Origin of the sequence: Pseudoalteromonas sp. MMG013, assembly GCF_018100885.1 — a bacterium.
Classification (GTDB): domain Bacteria; phylum Pseudomonadota; class Gammaproteobacteria; order Enterobacterales; family Alteromonadaceae; genus Pseudoalteromonas; species Pseudoalteromonas aurantia.
Window position 1 is genome coordinate 21966 of record NZ_JAGJEE010000009.1, and the last position, 22765, is coordinate 44730.

General features: G+C 42.1%; 8 protein-coding genes. All 8 read left to right on the forward strand.

What is annotated here, in order from left to right:
- The first annotated feature begins 16 nt into the window (after positions 1 to 16).
- The 8 genes from J8L98_RS10840 (at position 17) to J8L98_RS10875 (ending at position 22757) form a co-directional block, all read left to right on the forward strand.
- Entirely contained in the window at positions 17 to 3280 is a 3264-nt protein-coding gene (locus J8L98_RS10840) for a non-ribosomal peptide synthetase (RefSeq protein ID WP_210996419.1), read from the forward strand.
- A 35-nt stretch (positions 3281 to 3315) separates the two neighbouring features.
- On the forward strand, positions 3316 to 5697 hold the full coding sequence (locus J8L98_RS10845) for a penicillin acylase family protein (RefSeq protein ID WP_210996420.1): 2382 nt from the start codon (positions 3316 to 3318) through the stop codon (positions 5695 to 5697).
- A 55-nt stretch (positions 5698 to 5752) separates the two neighbouring features.
- Entirely contained in the window at positions 5753 to 7465 is a 1713-nt protein-coding gene (locus J8L98_RS10850) for a cyclic peptide export ABC transporter (RefSeq protein WP_210996421.1), read from the forward strand.
- 79 nt (positions 7466 to 7544) lie between these two features.
- On the forward strand, positions 7545 to 8363 hold the full coding sequence (locus tag J8L98_RS10855) for a galactosyltransferase-related protein (protein ID WP_210996422.1): 819 nt from the start codon (positions 7545 to 7547) through the stop codon (positions 8361 to 8363).
- Entirely contained in the window at positions 8356 to 9351 is a 996-nt protein-coding gene (locus J8L98_RS10860; protein WP_210996423.1) for a glycosyltransferase, read from the forward strand. The genes J8L98_RS10855 and J8L98_RS10860 overlap by 8 nt, the downstream gene beginning before the upstream one ends.
- A gap of 78 nt (positions 9352 to 9429) precedes the next feature.
- Positions 9430 to 12777 carry a non-ribosomal peptide synthetase gene (locus tag J8L98_RS10865; protein WP_210996424.1) on the forward strand — a complete coding sequence of 1116 codons (3348 nt, stop codon included), beginning with the start codon at positions 9430 to 9432 and terminating at the stop codon, positions 12775 to 12777.
- A complete protein-coding gene (locus J8L98_RS10870; RefSeq protein WP_210996425.1) occupies positions 12774 to 19301 on the forward strand; it encodes a non-ribosomal peptide synthetase in 6528 nt (2175 codons plus the stop codon). Before J8L98_RS10865 ends, J8L98_RS10870 begins: the two co-directional genes overlap by 4 nt.
- 45 nt (positions 19302 to 19346) lie before the next feature.
- On the forward strand, positions 19347 to 22757 hold the full coding sequence (locus tag J8L98_RS10875; protein WP_210996426.1) for a non-ribosomal peptide synthetase: 3411 nt from the start codon (positions 19347 to 19349) through the stop codon (positions 22755 to 22757).
- Positions 22758 to 22765 lie beyond the last annotated feature (8 nt).

Genomic DNA, 22765 nt, shown 5'->3' on the forward strand with positions numbered 1-22765 from the left:
GCCGAGCACATTAAATATGAAAGACTATTCGCAGTTAAGTAGGGCTGAAAAAGTAAGGCTCGCCAAACAATTGTTACAGCAAAAAAATCATGCAGCAGTGGCACAGGAATTTCCAATGTCTTCACACCAGCTGCGTTTATGGTTTTTATCACAATTTGAGCACACTAGTGTTGCTTATAACCAACGCATGGTACTGAATATAGAGGGTAAAGTGAATGCAGACTCAATTGAGAAAAGTATTCACTTACTACATCATCGTCATGCCGTGTTTCGGACACAACTCGTGAGCAACGGGGACGTCGCGCGTCAAATTATTTTGCCCAAAGTAGATACTGATTTTGCTATTGTAGAAGCCACGGACTCTGGAGAAGGTAAACGTGAAGCTATCATTCAGGACATCGTATCTAAACCTTTTGATCTGACACAGGCGCCTTTATCTCGTTTTAGATTAGTTCGATGGGACGAACATCGCTCTACGTTAGTGATTGTTATACATCATATAATGACTGATTCACTCTCAATGGATATCATTCGCAATGAACTGATAGATGCTTATAAAGCGTACTGCCAAGGTGTAGAGCCTTTGCTCCCAGCACAGACGTATCACTATGGAAATTATGCTGAATATTTGGATACTTTGGTACGTAGTGGGGAGCTAGAAAAACAATGGCGATACTTCGAGCGTAAATTGGATGCTTTACCGCCTCTGATGGAGCTTAATTATGATTTTTCTCGGCCTTCGAACAAGCGCTATGTGGGCAAAAGGGCACATATTGAGTTAGACAAAGAGTTAACATTGAGCGTAACGCAAGCCGCTAAGCAAGCTGGAGTTACTAAGTTTATGTACTTGTTGGCTTGTTTTAAAGTCACCCTAGCTGCGATAAGTGGGCAGCAAGATATCGTGGTGGGTACGACCATTGCGAATCGTGAGAAAACAGAGTTTCAGAACTTAGTTGGGTTGCTTGTTAACAGTTTGGTACTGCGCACACCATTGGACTGGAAGGATTCTTTTGCTGCATTTTTACAGCAAGTAAAGGCTACTTGCGTGCAAGCATATGCTAACGCTGATTTACCATTTAATGAGCTAGTTGACCGCCTTAACCCGGTTCGTAATCAAAGTTATTCGCCTTTATTCCAGGTTATGTTCACCTTTCACGGTAATAAATCGAATGCAAATATGCCTGAGGAAGGCTTGTCAATCGTACCGGCCGACAGTCAATTTCAAAGTAGCATCTTTGATATGACCTTAGACCTGGTTGAAAGAGAGCGGGGCATGGTGGGCCATATTGAGTACGACACTGATTTATTCACGCACCAGAGCATCAATACCGTTATAGAGGTGTTTAATCTGGTGGTAGAGCAAAGTGTCATTTCAGATAAGCTGTTACTCAATCAGTTTAACTTAGTTAATGAAGTTAAATATAATCAAGAGCTTAGATTGCTGAATAATACACATGCACCTTGCCCACAGTACTCAGTGCTACATCAGATTGAGCAGCAATCACAGTTGACTCCAACCGCAATTGCAACCGAAGACGCTAATGGAAATCGTATGAGTTATGCCCAGCTATGGGAAAACTCAGAACGTGTTGCATTGCATTTGACTGCTATGAAGATTGGTGTAGGTGATGTTGTTGCAGTTAAAATGACTCGTGGATGTCATCTTATTGTGTCTTTGCTGGGCATTTTGCGTGCCGGCGCTGCGTATTTACCTTTGGAGCTGTCTCTGCCTGAGGATAGACATGCCTTCATGCTTGACAATGCAAAGGCGAGTTTAGTGATAACTGACGCAAATGACCTCGCCAATACCTTGCCTGTAGGTATTGTAAAGCAGCCTTATTCCACACTTTTAGAAGCTCCGGTAGGTGGTGAGCTGATCCAGTTAGATAGAATCAATACTGCTAGGGCATATGTTATTTACACTTCTGGTTCCACTGGGAAACCAAAAGGAGTGGAAGTGACGCACGATGCGCTACAAAATCGATTAAATTGGATGCAAAACTATTCACCAATTGATGCGCACGATCGCGTTTTACAAAAAACGCCATTTGGATTTGATGTGTCTGTTTGGGAGCTATTTTGGCCTCTGATGTCTGGAGCGCGTTTAGTCTTTGCAAAGCACGATGGTCACTTAGATTTTTACCACCTACAACAATACATTTATGAACGACAAATCACCACTTTGCATTTTGTTCCTGCTATGCTCAACACTGCAATCAGTATGATTGACCGACAACTATGGACATCTGTAAAGCGTGTTTTTTGTAGCGGTGAAGCACTTGAAAAAGCGACCGTTGCGGCATTTTATGAAACTGCAATTGATGCGCAGCTGCATAACCTCTATGGGCCTACAGAGGCTTGTATCGATGTCAGTTATTTCGCATGTACTGACTACCAAAAGTTTCCAAGCGTGCCAATCGGCAAACCAATTGATAATGTTTTCTTTCAGGTTTTGTCCAGTGAAGGTCAAGCCTTACCGCTAGGGGTACCTGGAGAGCTATACATTGGCGGGAAAGGATTAGCAAAAGGGTATATTAATAATCAGACGCTGACCGACGAGCGTTTTGTAACCTTGGATTATCAGGGGATACCAACGCGCTTCTATAAAACCGGGGATCTCGTTAAGTGGTCCTATGAAGGTGAATTGCTATATATCGGACGACTTGATAATCAGATTAAGTTAAACGGATTCAGAATTGAGTGTGGTGAGATAGAGCAGCAACTTGTGCACCCAGAGGTCATCGCTGCACAGGTGTTAGTTCGTGACATTGAAGGTGTTAAACGCTTGTGTGCTTTTGTTGTGCATCACAGCAGTGATAAGGATTTACACAGGCAGTGTGAACAAGAGTTGAAACATCAATTGATGCAGGTACTACCCAAATATATGCTGCCGGAATTATATATTTGGCTGGACGACATGCCCGTCACAACAAATGGCAAGCTAGACCGTAAATCACTTATATCTCTTTCAATATCTAACATTGAAAGTACACCTCAGCGCCTTCCGATAACTGAAGTGGAAGTGAAAACTGTGGGTATGATCGCAAAACTATTAGCGATAGAACCCGATAGGGTTGATTTACATGCAAGCTTTTTCCATTATGGAAACTCTTTAAAAGCGATGATGTTAATTGCGCACCTCAATGAATATTTTGATCTAAACCTCACCATACAGGCTGTGCTCGAACAAGATTCGCTCTTAGCACTAACAGATCAAATCAGCACTTTAGTTGAGCAGACAAAAAGTGAAGAAGTAGAGTATGAAACGTTCGATTTTTAAACTAAATGGAAAAGTAGTGAACTTAGGGATGTGCAATGCAGACGTTTAAGTACCGACACCCAATTCTCTTTCTGTTTTTATTGTGGATAGTCTTGCCCTTTGTATTTTTTGTAGCCTGTATATTGTACTGGTTGCATAGTGGGTTACCGCAGCAACATCAGGTGGTTAATTACCAGGGCTTGAGTCAACCTGTCACTGTGATTAGAGATGAGCTGGGTATTCCAACAATCACAGCCAATTCAGATCTTGACGCATTTTCAGTTATGGGGTTTGTACACGCACAAGATAGACTCTGGCAAATGGAATATAAGAGGCGACTAGCGCAAGGTCGGCTCAGTGAAGTTTTCGGGAAAAGCACATTAGATACAGATAGATATATGAGAACCCTAGGGTTGTATGAGAGTGCGCAGCAAGCGATTCAACATTTGCCAAAATCAGCGATGAATGTATTGGAAGCTTATAGTTTAGGTGTAAATAAGTGGATAGAGACAAGTAGTGTACTGCCTATCGAATACATGGTAACAGGGTTTAGCCCAGAACCATGGACGGTGACCGACTCCTTAGTACAGATAAAAATAATGTCACTTAACCTAGGGGCCAATTATCAAGATGAATTGACCAATCAGATTTTGATTGGTCAATTAGGGCAAGATAAGTTCGCTATGCTCACTCAGCAAGATACGGCTACACCCGTCATCAACTCTTTTAGTCGAGTAGATTGGATGCACTCGTTCACTGCAATTTTGGACGTCAGTCAGAGGGTTTTTGAGCAAGAGAAACTCGGTGGTGAAGCTGTAGGCAGCAATGCTTGGGTGGTATCTGGTGAGCACTCACAATCGGGCGCTCCGATACTGGCCAATGATCCTCATTTACAGCACGCCTTACCAACAAGTTTTTATATCGCTCATATCAAAGGGGAGCGACTTGATGTCAAAGGAGCAACGTTAGCTGGATTACCTGTTGTTATTTTTGGCCAAAATAAGTTTATTTCTTGGGGTGGCACGAATTTAGCGGCGGATGTACAAGATCTTTATATAGAACAGTTAAATACGTCAAATAACAATCAATATGAAGTGGATGAAAAGTGGCAAGATATGTCTTTTCAACACGAAAAAATATTGGTAGCTCAAGACTTCCCTTCAATGTTACAGCCGGAGTTTAAACCCGTTGACTGGGTTGTAAGAAAAACAGAGCATGGGCCGCTTATTTCTGATGTTACAGGTGACTCCAGTGTTGCCTTGTCATTACGTTGGACTGCATTGGACCCTGACGATACGACCTTCAGTGGTTTCCTAGATATTAATTATGCACAAAACTGGAGTGAGTTTCGTCAAGCATTGAGTCAGCATGTTGCACCTGCGCTTGGGTTTGTATACGCCGATACTAAAAATAACATTGGTTTTAGTGCGGCAGGCAGAATACCTACTCGTAGCAAAGGTGATGGCACTTTACCATTAAGTGGTAAGTACTCTAAGTTGCAATGGCAGTCCTATTTGCCTTTCTCGGCACTACCCAATCAATTAAACCCTCAAAGTGGTATTTTGGTTACTGCGAACCATAAAATTCATGGCCCAGATTATCCGTACGTGATTTCTAATAATTGGCGACCAGGGTACCGTGCACAGCGTATCCAGCAACAAATTGCGCAATGGCGAGAAAATGGTATCAAATTAACACCTGAGCACTTTGTTGAGTTACAGCATGACTTGCTGGATTTACAAGCCCTTGAACTATTGCCATTTTTGGCATCTTTACAAGCGAAAACGCCTGAACAACAAGCCATGCTATCACAGCTTGCTATATGGGATGGGAAGATGGCGAGCCAGCGACCCGCAGCGGTTATTTTCAGAGTATGGCTGCGATATTTTTACGCCAAAGTTGTAAGTGATGAGTTGCACCTTGATGTGACAATAGCGACCAGAACCAGAACATTAAGACGCGAAGAGAATCATATAAGGCCCATTTTTTTAAGGGCGTTGTTAACTGGGGACGCTGATGAATGGTGTGATGATGTTGCGACGACTGATGTTGAAACATGTGAAATGATAGCGTTATGGGCGTTAGATGATGCGTATGAAGAAGTATACAAACTACAAGGTGATGATATAAATGATTGGGATTGGCCTGCATTGCTGAACGCGCAATTTGTACATCAGCCGTTCGGTAATAAAGCGCTCATGAGCAATATTTTCGATCGCTCTGAGCGTGCATTTGGAAGCCAATATACGGTGAATGTCGCGGGAAATTATTATGAAAAGGGTGAGGGGTATATTAAACATTTGGGTGCAACTTACCGACAGGTGATTGATATGTCTAACTTGAGTAATAGTCATATGACTATAGACCTTGGCCAATCAGGCAACATATTAAGCGAACACTATGATAATTTTTTACCAAAGCAGGGTGCAGGACAATGAGCTATTTGATGTTGGCGAATCAGTTAAAAAACGTCTGTGTAGGGATTATTAAGCCGTGAAAGAAATCCAAGAATCGCAACTAAAAGGGCTGTTTTACTTTCTTGCTATCCGCTCTCCAAGAAAAATATTTCTCTCAATTATTATAGGGGTAATTGGGGGCGCCGCTTACTCTTTAATGATACCTTTTGTTCTTTTATCTATTACGCAAAATACAGATTATTTTTTAGAAACTATTGAGCAAGATGCGTTCATGCTGATGGGCTTTGAGATAGTCCAGTTTGAGTTTGCTGTGAGTTTTTTGTTACTTTGCGCGTTTATCCTTGTGTCGCGGAGCATGTCTCAATGGCTGTTTCAAAATGTGGTGATAGAGTCTATTAATGAATTGAGGGTTTACTTTTGCCAGCGTGTTAATCAGTTGCCGATTATCAATCTAGAGAAAATAGGTGAAGCTGAGCTTACCGCTTCACTGACCAATGATGTGCCTGGTGTGGTAAGTGGAGCAGCAGTATTTCCTATTTTGCTGACCAATATCGCGACACTTTTAGGCATTCTTGGCTTCTTAATTGTGTTAAATGCAGACGTATTTTTCTTCGTCTTATGTATCATTTTGATTGGTGTGATCACATATCGATTGCCAATCCATTTTTCACAAAAGTATTTCGCCAAAGCAAGACGTGTATTTTCTCTAATCATAGAAGACTTTAACGCCATTATTGGCGGAGCAAAGGAACTGAAATTACACAGTGAAAGGCGTAATGTGTTTATGGAAGAAGCTTTACTGGTTCATGTGAAGGAAAATACTCGCTTACAGAAAAAAGGTCGTGTAATTGATATCTTTGCTACCAACTATGGGAACATGATCAGCTTTATAACGATTGGCATCGTGGCCTTTGTTATTGCTAATGCCCATGATTTATCTAATGAAGCGCTGATAGGTATTATTATGGCGTTGCTTTATACCGTCGGACCTGTTGCTGCAATTTTGAACTCGATTTCATCCTATGTTCAAGGCAGTATTTCGTTGCAAAGATTGCGTCATCTTTTGAGTATTATGCCAGTTGAGCAGTTAAAAAGCCAAACTCCAGTGGCGGAATTTGAGCAAATTATCTTAAAAGATGTGGTTCACAGTTATGATGGGGATGATTCATTTACTGTTGGTCCTATCAACCTCACTTTTAAGGCGGGGCAGATCTGTTTTCTAATTGGCGGCAATGGCTCTGGTAAGTCAACCTTGTCTAAGGTTGTGACATGCCATTATCAACCAGGCAGCGGAGAAGTGTGGTTTGGTAATCAGCGGGTTTGCGCATCTAATTTAGAGTCAGCTCGTCAGTATATTAGTGCAATTTATACTGATTTCTATCTATTCACTCAGCTTTTTGGCATTTCACCAACACAGCTAGAGCAGGTCGACTTATACCTGAAGGAATTGAGGTTGGTCAATGTTGTGTCTATTAACAATGGAAAGTTTTCTTCTACACGCCTCTCTGATGGTCAAAGAAAGCGCTTAGCACTATTAGTTGCCTTTTTAGACGATAGAAAAGTGTACTTGTTCGATGAGTGGGCTGCGGACCAAGATCCTATTTTTAAAGAATTTTTTTATCGACAATTGCTTCCTAAATTGAGGGATCAAGGTAAGATAGTGCTCGTCATTAGCCACGATGACAAGTATTTTGATTGCGCAGATCAATTGATCCGCTTAGGGGACGGTAACGTCCAAAGTGTGCAGCATAATGAGCATACACCTAAGCAAGTGTATGCGCTTACATAGTTGTGTGCACTGAGATAAAAATGAAAAAATTGTAATGTCGAACTGATTAATTAGTCTCGGCTCGAGGAGAAAGTTAAGTATGTTATCAATAATCGTAAGTTGGAGAGATCGTGAACAGTTATCGGATGCGCTACCTTCTCTTTTAGAGACTGTAGAGATCCTTGATGGGGAAGTTATTATTGTTAACTTTTCTGGCTCAGATGAACTATTAAAAGGACAGTTAGAGCACAATAGTAGTCGCGTATCTGTCGTAAAAGTGACTGAACAGGAATATTTTAACAAAGCTGCAGCGCAAAACTCGGGTGCAAGTGTAGCTAAACACCCGGTGCTGTTTTTTTGTGATTGTGACATCATTTTAAACCCTTCGGATATTGTTGATTTAGTCAATAAGTTACACACACAAGAGCAAGTATTTGCAACGTTGGCGGGTGTGAAGGAAACAGAAGTCAACTCTCGAGGTGGTAATCACGTCGTGTCATTTGGGTATGAGTTGAACATTAGAACTGCGGATGGTCGTCATTTACAGATTATTGATAACGAGGAAGATGCAGAAAACGGCACGCGTCAGGCTCCTGGACTACTGTTGGTAAAGAAATCTGATTTCATTGCTATTAATGGCTACAACAATCAATTACACGGTTGGGGATGGGAAGACCAAGACATGATATCACGCCTTACACTTGGGCAAGGTTTGACGCGCATTTGTTCGGGAACCGCACTGCATATATCTCATGGCGATGACGCACGTATAGCTTTCTATCCAGAAGTGAACTCTCGTTGGGAAAGTCGTGATCGAATGTTTAGGACTGCATTAGCTAATTACGATCAGGCAAACTTTATGGGGAGTTATGACAAAGATGTTACGACTTTGAATATAGCTAGGGTGAAGTATGGCTGAGCTTAATAACACCCCCACGCTAGCAGTCTGTATGATCGTAAAGAATGAAGAACGTGTACTTGAGCGCTGCTTAAACGGTTTGGATGGTATTTATGATGAGTTGTGTATTGTGGATACAGGCTCTACTGATAGAACTGTTGAAATTGTGCAACGCTATACAGATAAAGTTCAGGTATTTCATCAGTGTAACGACGAACAGGGCAACATTATCGATTTTTCTGCCGCTCGCAATCGCGCACTGGAGATGACGCAGGCCGACTGGGTATTGCAAATCGATGCAGATGAAGTGATCTGTCAGGGAAAAGAGCACATTCGCACGCATATCACACGTGAAGATACCGACCGAATCGCCATGATAATACGTAATGGTCGTGCAGATAACGATGTTTTATCGGGTCGCCTATTTCGCCGTAGTAACGCACAAGGTTACAAAAGTGCGATACACGAATATTTAGAGTTTGATGGCAGAGCTGATTTAGATAACCGGTTAATGATAGAAAATTTGCCTGATAAAAAGGGCAAAGAAACGGGAAGTGAACGTAATATCCGGTTATGTATCAAGCAGTTAGAGGTAAAGTCTGACGACTCTCGTACTTGGTATTACCTCGGGAGTGAGTATTTACTTAAGCAGGACTTTTCGCAAGCGGCGGAATGTTTGAAAAACGCCAAGTTATACGATAATTACAAGCAAGGTAAATATCATGTACGCTACTACCTCGCTGTGTCTCTTTTCCATTGCCACGATTGGCGTGGTGCCGTTGATGCTGCTAATGAAGCAATAGATATAGATGATCGTTATGCGGAATCTTATTGTTTACTTGGAGATGTTTTTTTCACGCTAGGGATATTAGATAAAGCGGAGATAGCTTATCAGCAAGCTTTGTCTTGTACACCTCCAAAGGATGCTTTGTTGGGAACTAAGCCTTGGGCGTACCAAGCTCATCCTGCAAGTCAATTAGAAAAAATAACAGAGCTCAGTGATGCCTGAATAAGTATATGTGGTAGTGAAGTATCTGCCCATTAACAGGACACAAATAATAATAATTAAAAGTTTAGGTACGGAAATTTGTCTAGTCATAATCTCGCTCAGTGGATGAAGCAATTAGCAGCGTGCAACATCCATTTTTACTTGGAAAATAGAGAATTGAAATGTCGTGCTGAAAAAGGCACGATGACGTCAGAAGTTATTCAAGCGGTTAAGCTTAACAAAAGTGCAATCATTGAATTACTGCTTGATGAAGAGAGGAACTCTACACCAGATAAGTGGCGCCTTTCATACGCCCAAAAGCCTATTTGGTTGGCACAACGGTTTGCTGAAAATAGCTATGATTACGTGATCCCCGTCGCGATAAAAGCGATTGGGGAGCTGGATATCTCAGTGTTAGAACAAGCCATTGATAATGTCATTACGGCGCATAGTAGTTTGCATTGCTACTTTGATATGGAAGATGGTGAAGTTTGGGCATTCAGGGCGAATGATGTAAATGTTGATATTGAGTTTGTTGATGTTTCGCAACAGACTAAACCTGATCAACAAACTCAGGAGCATTGTGCACGTTTCAATCGCACGCCATTTCGCCTAACGCAGCAGTTACCTATCAGGGTGTTGATAGTAAAACGCGCAGATTTAGATCACACTATTCAGTTTAACTTTCACCATATTGCTGTAGATGGTTGGTCAATTGGAATTTTTTTCAATATGTTGACTCAATACTATCAATCGATACAAAAGCAGCAGTCGGTTTCCATGACACAGGTTGCTCAGTTTTATCAACATGTTGAGAATGAGCAGGCGTTGCTAGAACTCAAGGGGATTGAGTTAGAGCGATATTGGACTAATCGCCTTGCGAACATTCCACCCGTTCATAGCCTGCCGCTAAAAACTAAACGATCGCCGCAAAAAGGACCAACTAAAAGAAAGCACATGCGCCTTGATCGAACATTGTCAGCGCAGTTGAACCAGTTTGCCCAAGCACAGAATGTTAGCATGTTCATGTTACTACAAACGAGCTTTAGTTGGTTATTGAGTCTATGGTCAAATCAGCAAGATATCGTGATGGGCACGCCTGTTTCAGGTCGTATTGATCAGCAGTACCATAACACGATCGGTTGTTTTACCAATGCGCTAGCATTGAGAGCCCAAATTGACTCACAAGAGTGCTTTGTCGATTTTTTGCAGCGCAACCGAATTGACTTAGCGAAAGATTTGTCACACCAGGCTTATCCATTTGATAGCCTAAAAGCCGCACTGAACCTGCCAAACGAAAGTCTGTATAGCCCAGTTTTCCAAATATGGTTCGCGTTTCAAAATAATGATGAACTTAAGTTTCATGTTGAGGGGTTAGAGCTAAACGTTCAGGACAGTGATATAGATTTAATGCGTTTTGAACTGAACCTATACGCTCGGGAAGTGGATGGAAATATTATATTCGACTGGTTGTATCTCGCTGAGTTGTTTGACGATAAGACGATAGATTTTGTCAGCGCACAGTTTGTATCATTGATACAACAGATTATTGCTGAACCGGACATACATATTGATGCGCTTGAAGTTTTCACTCGCGCAGAGCATCGTTCCGAGCCTGTAATATCCAACAATGAAGGTCCATGTGAACGTTTGTTAAAAGTTGTCCAAGCAGCTCCGGGTAACATAGCCATTATTGATGGAGAGCGACAGTTAAGCTATCGAGATTTATGGCAGCGTACTGACAATCTTGCTGCACAGTTGATGACAATGAACATCAGCGGCAATGTCGCGCTATTGTTCCCAAGCGGCAATGAAGTGATTATTGCTATGTTGGCATGTATAAAAGCCGGCTTAACCTATGTGCCTTTAGATCCCTATCATCCAAAGGAGCGACTATCAGAGCTTTGCCATGAAGCACAGTGTAGCACTTTGCTTGCCAGTGAATGTAAGTATGACCAAGCAAATAGTTTAGCACTGAATAGCGAACAGTTACAGGTTCTTGTTGGTACAAAAGGGATTGCAAGTGAGGAAACACAGTTTAGTGTTCCTGCAGGAGATGCCATCGCGTATATTCTATTCACGTCAGGCTCTTCAGGTCGCCCTAAAGGGGTGATGCAATCATATCGAAACTTGGCTTTTCATGGACAGACTTACAGCGAACGTTTGGAGTTAAGTGCTTGCGATAACGTGTTGTTATTGGCAGGCGTAAGCTTTGATGCGTCTGTGATGGATATCTTTGCAACGCTATTTAGCGGTGCCAGTTTAGTGATTTGTGACATCAAGAATAGCCGTGCTGAAACCATTGTTAGAAACATTGAAGCACATCATGTTTCTGTATATCACAGTACGCCAACTGTATTTAGATATGTCTTTGAAGAACACCCGCGTCTGTTCAGCCATATCCGAGCGCTGGTCTTTGGTGGTGAGCCTGTCACTGAACATGATTTTAAATTAGCAATGACTCGATTTGCACCGCAGTGTTTATTGTTCAACGGCTATGGACCGACTGAATGCACCATGGCAGCACAATGGGTTGTGCCTTTAAAAGAGTTAAACATCGAGTCAATTGCGACAATTGGTACTCAATTGCCGGGTATAAAGCTGCATATAGAATTGTGTCAGAACTCAAATGCGCCACGTCCTTGCCGCTACTTTGAAATAGGCGAACTGGTGATAGAAAGCCCATACGTTGCTAAGGGATATTTCAATAATCCTCAGAAAACTGAGCAGGCATTCGAAGTGACCACTCATACCGTTAGATACCACACTGGGGATTTAGGGCTTTTTCTACCGAATGGGCAGATCCGAGTGGTCGGTCGTAAAGACAATCAAGCAAAGCTTCGAGGGATTAGAATTGAGCTTGGTGAAATTGAATCTTGTTTAGTCACTCATTCAAGTGTTAAAGAAGCTGCAGTTGCCATCGAAGGGCAAAGTGAATCACCGTTTTTAAGTGCATTCATTGTCATTCAAGAACATGAAGAAACCGTAGCGGATCAGCTTCGCAGTTATCTTCAACAGCGCTTACCGCAGTACATGATACCGACGGTTTATACTCTGCTGCCTGAGTTGCCTAAAACACCATCTGGAAAACTGGACAGAAAACGTTTACCAGCTGTGGAACTTCAACCATCACGCGTTGAATATGTTGCACCTGCTAATAAAAGCGAACTGATAATGTGTCAATGGTGGGCTGCAGTATTAGCGTTAGAAGCCAAGGCTATCAGTCGCTTTGCGAACTTTTTTGCGCTCGGAGGGGATTCCCTTAAAGTTTTAAAATTACTGGCTATTTGTGAGGCGCAATGGTCGATCTCTTTGCCTATACATGTCTTTTTTGAAAATCCAAGCCTGGCCGAACTAGTACATGTAATCGATAAAATACGCACGGTTTCGGAGCTGAATTCAGCGTTAGAAGGAAACGAAGTTGTCACAGATGAGGGGTGGTTATGATAACTATATTGGACATCATTAAACAGGCCAAATCTCAAGGTGTGCTGCTATACGTTGAAGATGGCAAACTAGGCTTTAAGTTGATTAGCAAGACTTTTCCTGCAGATCTAAAAGCACTTATTCAAACACATAAAGAAGAAATAATAGCAGTATTATCTGGTGACTCTGATTTGACCAAGTCTATCAAGCGTACACAGACTATCCCCTCTCGATTACATAAAGACCAACCTGTGCCAGCAAGTGCTGCTCAGTGCCGTATTTGGACGGCGCATAACTTAGCGCAAAATAGCCATGTATATAATATGTGCAAAGTGCTAACGCTCAAAGGCTACCTTAAACTAGACATACTAGAAAAAACGTTAGAGCATATTTTTAATCGCCATAATACGCTAAGAAGCCTTTTTAAAGTCGTTTCAGGTGAATTACAACAATATGTTTGTAATGACAACGGGCCGCAATTAGAGGTCATTGAAAAGCTTGATATGACATCGTCGCGGATAAAAGAGTTGATTGTTGAACATGCTAATCACCGTTTTGATTTGGAACAAGGACCCTTATTCAAAGTCCACATATATCAGACTGACGCCCAGCAATGGGTATTAATTTTTACGACACATCATATTCTATTTGATGCGTTATCATTTGATATTCTAACCAAAGAGTTGAATACATGTTACAACGCCTATTTACATGGTCGTAGCCCCGAACTTACACCATTGCAAATAGATTATTTGGACTACGCTTTGTGGCTAAAACAACAAAGTAACGTCGAGTCACAACAAGTATTTTGGCAAGAACAGCTACGAGATGCGTCAAAAGTACATAAGTTACCGCTCGATCGTCAGCGTCCCCAGTTACAAAGTGGTGATGCAAAGCGAATAAACAAGGTGCTAGCTCTGACAACATCAGAGCAAATTAGAAAGTGGGTAAAAGGGCAAAACACGACGACTTTCAGTTTCTTCCATACCGCGCTGTCTGTACTTGTAGGGCGATGGAGTAATAGTCAGGACGTGGTGATTGGGACCGCAGTGTCTGGGCGTCAGCATCACCAAGTTGGGGGCGTTTTGGGGCTATTTATCAACATGCTAGCAATACGCTGTCAGTTTGATCCCGCACAGACTTTCACTGCGCTTTTAGCGCAACAAAAAAGTCGTATTGAAGCCATACTAGGTCAGCGAGGCTATCCGTTTGAGTCGGTTTTAGAAGCACTTCGCCTGAAGCGCTCATCACAGTTTTCTCCGTTATTCCAAATTCTCTTTTCGATGCAAAACAAGGATGAAAGGCTTATTGATTTAGAGGGGGTTCAGACTGAAGTACACCCAGTGAACACTTCTCAAACACGTTTTGATCTTGAGTTCTCCGTCAGTGATTATCATGGCCAGTATTACCTAAGCTGCAACTACGCCACAGACATTTTTAATCGCGGCACCATAGAGAGATTGTTGGAAAGTTATGTTTCGCTACTTCAAGATGCTATCAGTGTTGATAGTTTAAAAGTTGCGAACTTGTCTATCTTACCGAAGTATGACTTAGAATCGATCGCCAAATTAAACAACACCACGAAAGATTACGAGAAGCACCTGTGTGTGCACGAGCTATTTGAACGCCAGGTTGTGAAAACTCCAAATGATATTGCTGCTGCGTTTAATGGCAAACTTCTCACCTATAGTGAATTAGATGGTAAAGCTAACAAGCTTGCTTACACTTTGTATTCCAGTGGCATTGCAGCTGGTGAAATCGTTCCTATTGTCATGGAACGCGGTTTAGAAGTGCTTGTGAGCTATTTGGCTGTGATGAAAACCGGCGCTGCGTTTTCTCCTTTAGATCCGAATACGCCAGCTTCACGTTTAGAGGCAATGCTAGCCAATCTCAAGACAAAGGTATTACTAAGCCAAACAAGTTTATCGCTAAGTCATATCAAACTATGTGCACAAAGAATTAACGTCGATATTAATGCACTGGATGAAAGGGCTGCTTTGGGTATTTCGGTGAGCAGTGAATCACCGATATATGTGATCCATACCTCGGGCACCACTGGGCTCCCAAAAGGCGCTGTTAATAGCCACAAAGGTATTGTAAATCGCCTCAGTTACATGGAGCAAACCTTCAAATTTGTAGAAAAAGAGCGAGTATTACAAACGACCCATCACTGTCTTGATTCTTCAATTTGGCAGTTTTTTTGGCCGCTGATGCACGGCGGCTGTTGTGTTTTGCCTGAGTTTAAAAATGGTTTAGATGTTAGCGAGATAATCAGCTTATTGCTTGAATATCATATATCGTGTACAGACTTTACGCCTAGCACTCTATCTTTGCTACTGGATTATCTGGCATTGAACCCTTCATTGAGTGCTCGACTGGAGCACTTAAAGACATTGATCGTAGGAGGAGAAGCGTCTGGGCTCATGCTCGTACAAAATTGTAGAAAACATCTGCCAAATATTCAGTACTACAATGCGTACGGTCAAACAGAAACTTCAATCGGGGTGATATTCAAACGCATACCAGAAGCCATCAATGGTGTTGTGCCTATTGGTAAACCGATGCAAAACGTACAAGCGTTTGTTCTAGATGAAGCGAAACAGTTGCTGCCAGTCGGTGTCGCTGGGCAACTCTATATTGCTGGAGACTGTTTGGGGCTGGGTTATTTTAACAACTCTGAACAGACCGCACAGGCATTTGTCAAGATATGTTATCAGGGCGCTATTATCCAAGCATATAAAACAGGCGATCTGGCCAGAATCAATGAGTTCGCAGAGATAGAATATTTAGGGCGTGTTGATAAGCAAATAAAAGTGAATGGTTTTAGGATTGAGTTGGAAGATATAGAACAGGTGCTAAACCGTTGTAAAAAAGTTTCCATCGCGGCGGTGAAGAGCTTTGAAAACGGCGGTAGTCATAGCATTGTTGGTTTTATTCTCGCCAATGATAATGAGCCGTCACTCAAAGAGGATGTATTGCACCACTGTGTTGAACATCTTCCCGCATATATGGTTCCGAACCGGATTGAGCTACTTCACACTATGCCCGTATCTTCCAGTGGCAAAATAGATTATGGTGCATTGAAGTTGTCTGAGCTGGAGCAAAAGGTTGTAAAAGCGACCACTGTTCTAGAGAAAGAACTAGTGCATATTTGGTCCACAGTATTATCGCTTGACGAGTCAACGTTGAGCATTAGTGCAGACTTCTTTGAATCTGGTGGCAGTTCAGTACAGGCTTTAAAGCTTGCTCACTATATAGAAGCACAATGTGGTGTCAGGTTATCTTTAAAGCAGCTGTTTGAGGCAAGTACAATACAACAGCAGGCTTGTAAAATATCTAATGCCAGTAAAGTGGATGTAAATAGAATCATCGCTCGCCCTTTCGCAAAAAAAGTGATGTCATCGGCGCAAAGGCGCTTATGGTTTATTGATAAACTTGGTGGCAGTCCTCAGTACAATATAACGATGTTACTTAAGCTTGAAGGGCAATTAGATAAAGTTGCACTAGAGTTTGCGCTCAAAGAGATTGTGAATCGACACGTAATATTGAGAACCAACTTTGTGGATAAACAAGAAGATGCGCAACTGATAACACAAAGTTGTGATGGTTTTTCACTGACACAAAGTGCGCTTCATCATGTGCCTGAACAAGAGCAGCAAATGATGGCAATAGCCCGTCAAGAGGCCGCCTACCAATTTAATCTAGAAAGTGATTACCTTCTGCGTGCTCATCTGATAGTGATGAACGAGCGAGCTTCTATGTTGATCCTAAACATTCACCATATTGCATTTGATGGGTGGTCGCAGGGTGTAATTACGTCAGAGTTTAGGGCACTTTACAACGGCTTTCTGGAAGGACATAAAACACCACTTAGCGACTTAGAAATTAGTTATTTTGACTATGCGTATTGGCAGCAACAAATTCTCAGTGATGAACGGGGTGAAGCACTGAAAAGCTATTGGTTACAGCGTTTATGTGGCGCCCCTCAGGTATTGGAGCTCCCTCAGGATAGACCTCGTACAAAGCAAACTGGTAACGCGGCGGCAAGCTGTGTGAAAGAAATAGCACCTGAGTTGTACACACGACTACAAGCATTTTGTTACGAACATAAAATGACGATGTTTAACCTGACTCAGGGGGCGTTTAGCTTACTACTTTCTCGTTTGAGTGGTCAGGATGATGTGGTTGTTGGCTCTCCTATTGCGGGCAGACCAATCAGGCAGTTAGAAGGGCTTATTGGGTTATTTACCAATACACTTGCCCTGCGTACTCAGTTTAACCAGCATGAATCGTGCTTGACATTTTTACAAAGAAACAAAAAAAACGTACTGGAAGATATCTCGAATGAGCTAATGCCATTCGACTCACTTGTTGAATTGCTCAATCCTGCTCGAAATCCACTGCATAGCCCAATATTTCAAGTGATGTTTGCTATTAACAACTTTGAGAAAAGTGAGTTATCACTCAAAGGCTTGACAGTAAACCGGCTGCAACTAAATAGTCAGTTTAGTAAGTTTGATCTGAGTGTGACAGTGCGTGATTCAAGCAATATGATGTCTTTTGATTTTATGTATAACAAAGGGCTATTTGAAGAAAAAACCATACAGCGCATAATGACGCAATTCGTTAACACGCTTGTTTCTATCATTGAAAAGCCACACCAAAGTATTGCGCAGGTCGATTTGGACTCAGGTGAACTGATCACACGAATAAAGCAACTCAGTTTGGGGGCGCAAAGCCAGCTCAAACATGACACTATTATGTGGCACTTCGATAACCAGTTAAGACATAAACCTGACAGCATAGCTTTGGTTCACGGTGAAGATAGTTATACGTATAAAGAACTAGCTGTAAAGGTGGAGCAGTTGGCGGCTGGCTTGCAGGCGTCAGGTATTACACAAAATACGGTTGTCGCATTGCATTTACGACGCTCACCACTTTGGTTAATTAGCATTTTGGCGGTATGGCGTGTTGGTGCGGCTTATGTACCGATTGACTCTAACTTACCGATGCAGCGCGTTGAGTTTATGTTTAGTGACGTTAAGCCAAACTTGGTAATTTCAGATAATAAGGCCTTTTTACCTAAAGCAGTTCACATTGCTATCTATTCAACTGAAGAGTTAATTCAACGAGGAGATTCAGTTGTATTGACTGAATATCATACTCAGCCTCATGACTTGGCTTATATCATTTATACATCTGGATCCACCGGTAACCCCAAAGGCGTTTGTGTAGAGCATAAAGCACTTGCGAATTTGGGGCAGTCGCTACGCGATCAGCTACTACTCAGTTACGCTGATTTAAGCCGCTGGGGCTGGAATGCAACGTATTGTTTTGACGCATCACTGCAGGCTATTAGCCAGGTTGCTTTTGGGAGTGCACTTGTTCTTGTGCCAGAGCATTTACGTCAAGAACCAACGTTACTGATCAAGTACCTAAATACACATCAAGTGAGCATTGTTGACAGTACACCGACGCAACTCAAACAGTGGTTTGATAGTGGCATAAGTGAACAATTGCCCTCCTTGGTGATTGGTGGTGAGGCAATCAACATGGATGTGTGGAAACAACTACAAAGTTGGAGTGAGAGAACGCACAAGGCTGCTGTAAACGTTTATGGCCCAACAGAGGCGTGTGTAGATGCCACCTTGGTACAGATCACCGAGGATATCGATATGCCCGTGATCGGAAAGTACTTACCAAATGTGCAAGGCTTTGTGTTAAATGGCGAGCGTTTAGCGCCCATGGGGGCGGTTGGTGAACTATGTATCGCTGGAACGGGTTTAGCACGAGGTTATTTAAATCGTTCTGAGCAGACTGAGAAACAATTTGTTGATGTATCATTGTTTGGTGAAACGAAGCGTATCTATCGCACTGGGGATTTAGTGCGTTACGATAATGATGGCCAGTTGCGTTACTTAGGAAGAATGGATGGCCAAGTAAAATTGCGAGGCTATCGTATTGAGCTCGGTGAAATCCAAACACAAATTATATCGGTCGAAACAGTAAAGGATGCTGCGGTGACCTTATTTGAGCATCCTCAGCAAGGTCCTATGCTCATTGCCTACGTTGTGTCTAATACATCAGAATTGCCAGTGGATGAGCATCAAAAGGTGATTAATGAGCTGATTGCGAAAAGTCTCCCTGAGTATATGTTGCCTTCACACTATGAATGGCTTGAGAAATTGCCAATCAATGCAAGCGGTAAAGTTAATATAAAAGTGTTACCTGAACCCAACTTATCTCTGTGCACCAACATAAAGCCTGCGCAGACTTCCCAGCAGCAGGATATGTGTGATATTTGGACAGGGCTATTAGGTGTCATAACACTCGGGATTGACAATAACTTTTTTGAGCTCGGTGGCCATTCACTTTTAGTAACGAGACTAGTCAATCGTATTCGAGAGCATTATAAGACGGAGCTGACTGTAAGGGATGTATTTGAAAACCCAACCATAGAATCCCTATGCGCACGTATAGAAACGCTCGCACCACATATAAGTGTTTATGATGATGAGTTAGAGTTTGAAGACGAAGAGTTTTAGAACACCATTCAATGTATAAGATTTAGCATATTGAGAGCGAAGATAGTGGAACAAGAATTATTAGAACAAGCCCTCGCCAAAGGGATCCATATATATGTAGAAAATGGAAAACTACGTTTTAAAGCACCCAAAGGTGCAATGACGCCAGAGCTTAAGGAAAATATCAAAGCAAATATGGATGCTATGATCAAGTTGGTTGAAGGTGCGCCGCGGCAGCCGACTAATAAGCGTTCACTCCAGTCATATAGTCAGCAACGACTGTGGTTCTTGAATATGATCCAAAGTGAGGACATAGGTCAATATAACATCCCTTTTGCGTATAAAACCAACGGGCGACTTAACAGTGAATTGCTATTTGATGCAGTTGATAAAGTGATTGAGCGCCATGAGGTGTTACGTACAAGCTTCTCTCAAAGTAATGACACGCTATGCCAAGAGATTGAGCCTGAATATAAGGTTAATAGAAAAGTCATCAATCTTAGTTCAGCTGGAGAGAGGCAAGATAGCTTGCTGCACGAATTCATTAGCGCTGAAGTTGGATATCGATTCAACTTGGAGAAAAGTCCGCTTTTTCGCTTTTCTTTGGTTGAATTAGATTCAGATAGTCAGATTATCATTTGCGTTTTTCACCATATCATTATGGATGGTTGGTCTGCTGAAATATTTGTCAAAGAGATGATGGCATTTTACCATGCAGCCTTAAAAAACGACTCTGCAAAATTGCCAGACATCAACTATCAATACAGTGATTTTGCAAATTGGCAGCGTAACCGCATCACCCAGGGCGCGATAGATTCGCAAATTAATTATTGGTTAGAGCAGCTCAAAGATGCGCCGCCAGTACATAAAATACCTTTAGACTATCCAAGAAAAGCACAGCAAACGTTTAACGGAAAGACATTGTCTGCAACTCTAAACAAAGAGCAGCTAGAACAAATAAAAACTTTATGTCGACCCCAAGGCATCACGACCAATGCGTTTTTCTACTCTATCCTAACGCTCTATCTAGCACGTTTGAGTGGTGATAAAGACATCGTACTTGGAACGGTCGTTTCAGGGCGCCAAGATGTACGATTTGAAAACTTACTTGGCTTTTTTGTAAATACCTTAGTGCTACGCCATCAGGTTGACAGCAATGTGTCGTTCAGCCAACACCTTGCTCAATGTCAAAGTACTTTGCTAGATGCTTACGCCAATGAGTTTGTACCCTTTGATCTCATCGTTGAGAAATTACAACCGGATAGAACATTGGCAACTTCTCCACTATTTCAACTGTGTTATAACTATTCTAAAAATGTCGGCGTTGCCTCGCAAGGTGAGGCTGGTGTGGGCGCATTTGAGCTGATGAATTTGGGTAATAGTACCAGTAAGTTTGAAATAACTTTCAATATCATTGAACAAGATGACCAAGTTACGATAGCGCTAAATTATAATGATGCACTGTTTAGTGAGCAGCGTGTTCATACTTATTTGAATGGGATACTAATTTTAATTAATCAGGCGGTTAATAGCGCTGAGCAGAATGCTTATATGCTAGAAGTGCTATCTGATAACGAGCGTAAATTACTCGATGAATGGCAACTAGGAGGTGAAAACCCTACTCCTTCGCTGTTCCCTTGTACTTTCTATCGTCATGTTAACACGCATGAAAATCGAATTGCTGTTGAAGATAAGCATACTCAACTGACCTATGCGCAATTAGATTTGGCATCATCAATACTTGCAGTAGAGATCAGGCGACAGGGTGTTAAGCAAGGGGATATTGTTGCTATCTCATTGGAGCGAACAAGTCATTGGTTAGTGGCGATATTAGCGGTGTGGAAGCTCGGGGCCGCTTATACGCCTTTAGACTATGAGCTAAACGAAGAGCGCTGCCGTTTTATTGTGGAAAATACGCAGTCTCCAATTGTTATAACTGACGAAGTGACAAACTCTAAAATAGCCTCTTTGTGCCGTCAAACTTACCTGCTAGGTAAGGAGCCTGTGAGCATGTCAGAGCCGTTTGTGCCCCATGACGCACAGGCCGATGATTTAGCATATGTGATTTATACATCAGGTTCTACAGGTAAACCAAAAGGAGTCATGATCGAACACAAGTCCTTAGCTAGCTTCTTGCATGGTATGCGCAATATGCTGGGTGTAGGAGACAGTCCAAAAGGCTCTTGGTGGGGCAATGTTGGGTTTGACGTATCAGTGCTTGAAAGCCTGTTACCCTTGTACTGCGCTGGGCAAGTATTTGTGATTCATAAACAAACAAGATTGCAGCCTGAGCAGTTTGTACAGTGCCTAGATGAGCATCAAATAACATTGTCATTCATTCACTCTTCCATGATAGAGCCGCTTACGAACGCGATGTCGTCAAGCAGTGCATGCTGCGCAAGTTTACAACATGTGGTAGTGGGTGCTGAGCCAATTGTGTATAGCAAATTACAAGCTATGAAAAAAATCAGGCCGACTTTGACCATTCATAATGGTTATGGGCCCACTGAAACGACAGTTGTAGCCACCGGCTTACTCATTGATGAAAATCAAGACTTCTCAGATCCGATGGCGCCGATAGGTGTGCCACTGCCAGGCTATCGCACTTATATTTTAAACGAAAAATTATGTCCGGTGACGGTCGGTGCTATAGGAGAGCTGTATATCGCAGGAGATACTTTGGCTAGGGGGTATCTAGGTTTAGTTGACACTACCAAACATAGCTTTATTGAATCGATATACGGTCGTATCTATAAAACGGGCGACCTTGTTCGCTATTTGCCTGATGGGAATTTGGCGTTTATCGGTCGGGTGGACGATCAAGTCAAAGTTCGAGGCTATAGAATTGAGCTGGGAGAAGTGGAGTCACAACTAGTTACGCTAGAGACGATTGACTCTGCAGTGGTTATAGCGAAGGAGATTGCAGGTACCAAGCAGTTGATAGGTTATATTAAGCCTAATTTGAACTTGGCTGATGAAGTTAAACTGGCGTTTGTCACACAGATTAAATTTGACTTACAGACCAAGTTACCTGAGTACATGATCCCAACTATTTTGAAAGTAGTAACAGATTGGCCTCTGACAAATAATGGAAAAATAGATAAAAAAGCGCTATCTGATATGGAGTTAGGTGATCTGCTAAGTGCTGAAGAGCACTATGTTGCACCTGAGTCAAAATTGGAACAAGCACTTCAAGTCATTTGGTCGAGCATTCTCAACATTGAAACAGATAGAGTCAGCACAACAGCCAACTTCTTCGCATTGGGTGGCCACTCTCTTTTATCTATCAAGTTGATAGAAAAGATTAAAGCGCAGTTTCAAGTCACGCTGCAAGTTATTGATATTTTTAACCATATATCAATAAAGGAGCAAGCTTTGTTCATAGAGCAAAAGCAGTGTGATACAGGCTCAGAAAATCAGCAAGTTGAAAGTATCTACAATCAAAACAACACGGTACATGATGAGGTTGAAATATGATTGCCAGT

Bases quoted from the DNA above. Each gene is read 5' to 3' on its own strand.
- J8L98_RS10840 (WP_210996419.1), top strand. From the start codon at position 17: ATGAAAGACTATTCGCAGTTAAGTAGGGCTGAAAAAGTAAGGCTCGCC.
- J8L98_RS10845 (WP_210996420.1), top strand. From the start codon at position 3,316: ATGCAGACGTTTAAGTACCGACACCCAATTCTCTTTCTGTTTTTATTG.
- J8L98_RS10855 (WP_210996422.1), top strand. From the start codon at position 7,545: ATGTTATCAATAATCGTAAGTTGGAGAGATCGTGAACAGTTATCGGAT.
- J8L98_RS10860 (WP_210996423.1), top strand. From the start codon at position 8,356: ATGGCTGAGCTTAATAACACCCCCACGCTAGCAGTCTGTATGATCGTA.
- J8L98_RS10870 (WP_210996425.1), top strand. From the start codon at position 12,774: ATGATAACTATATTGGACATCATTAAACAGGCCAAATCTCAAGGTGTG.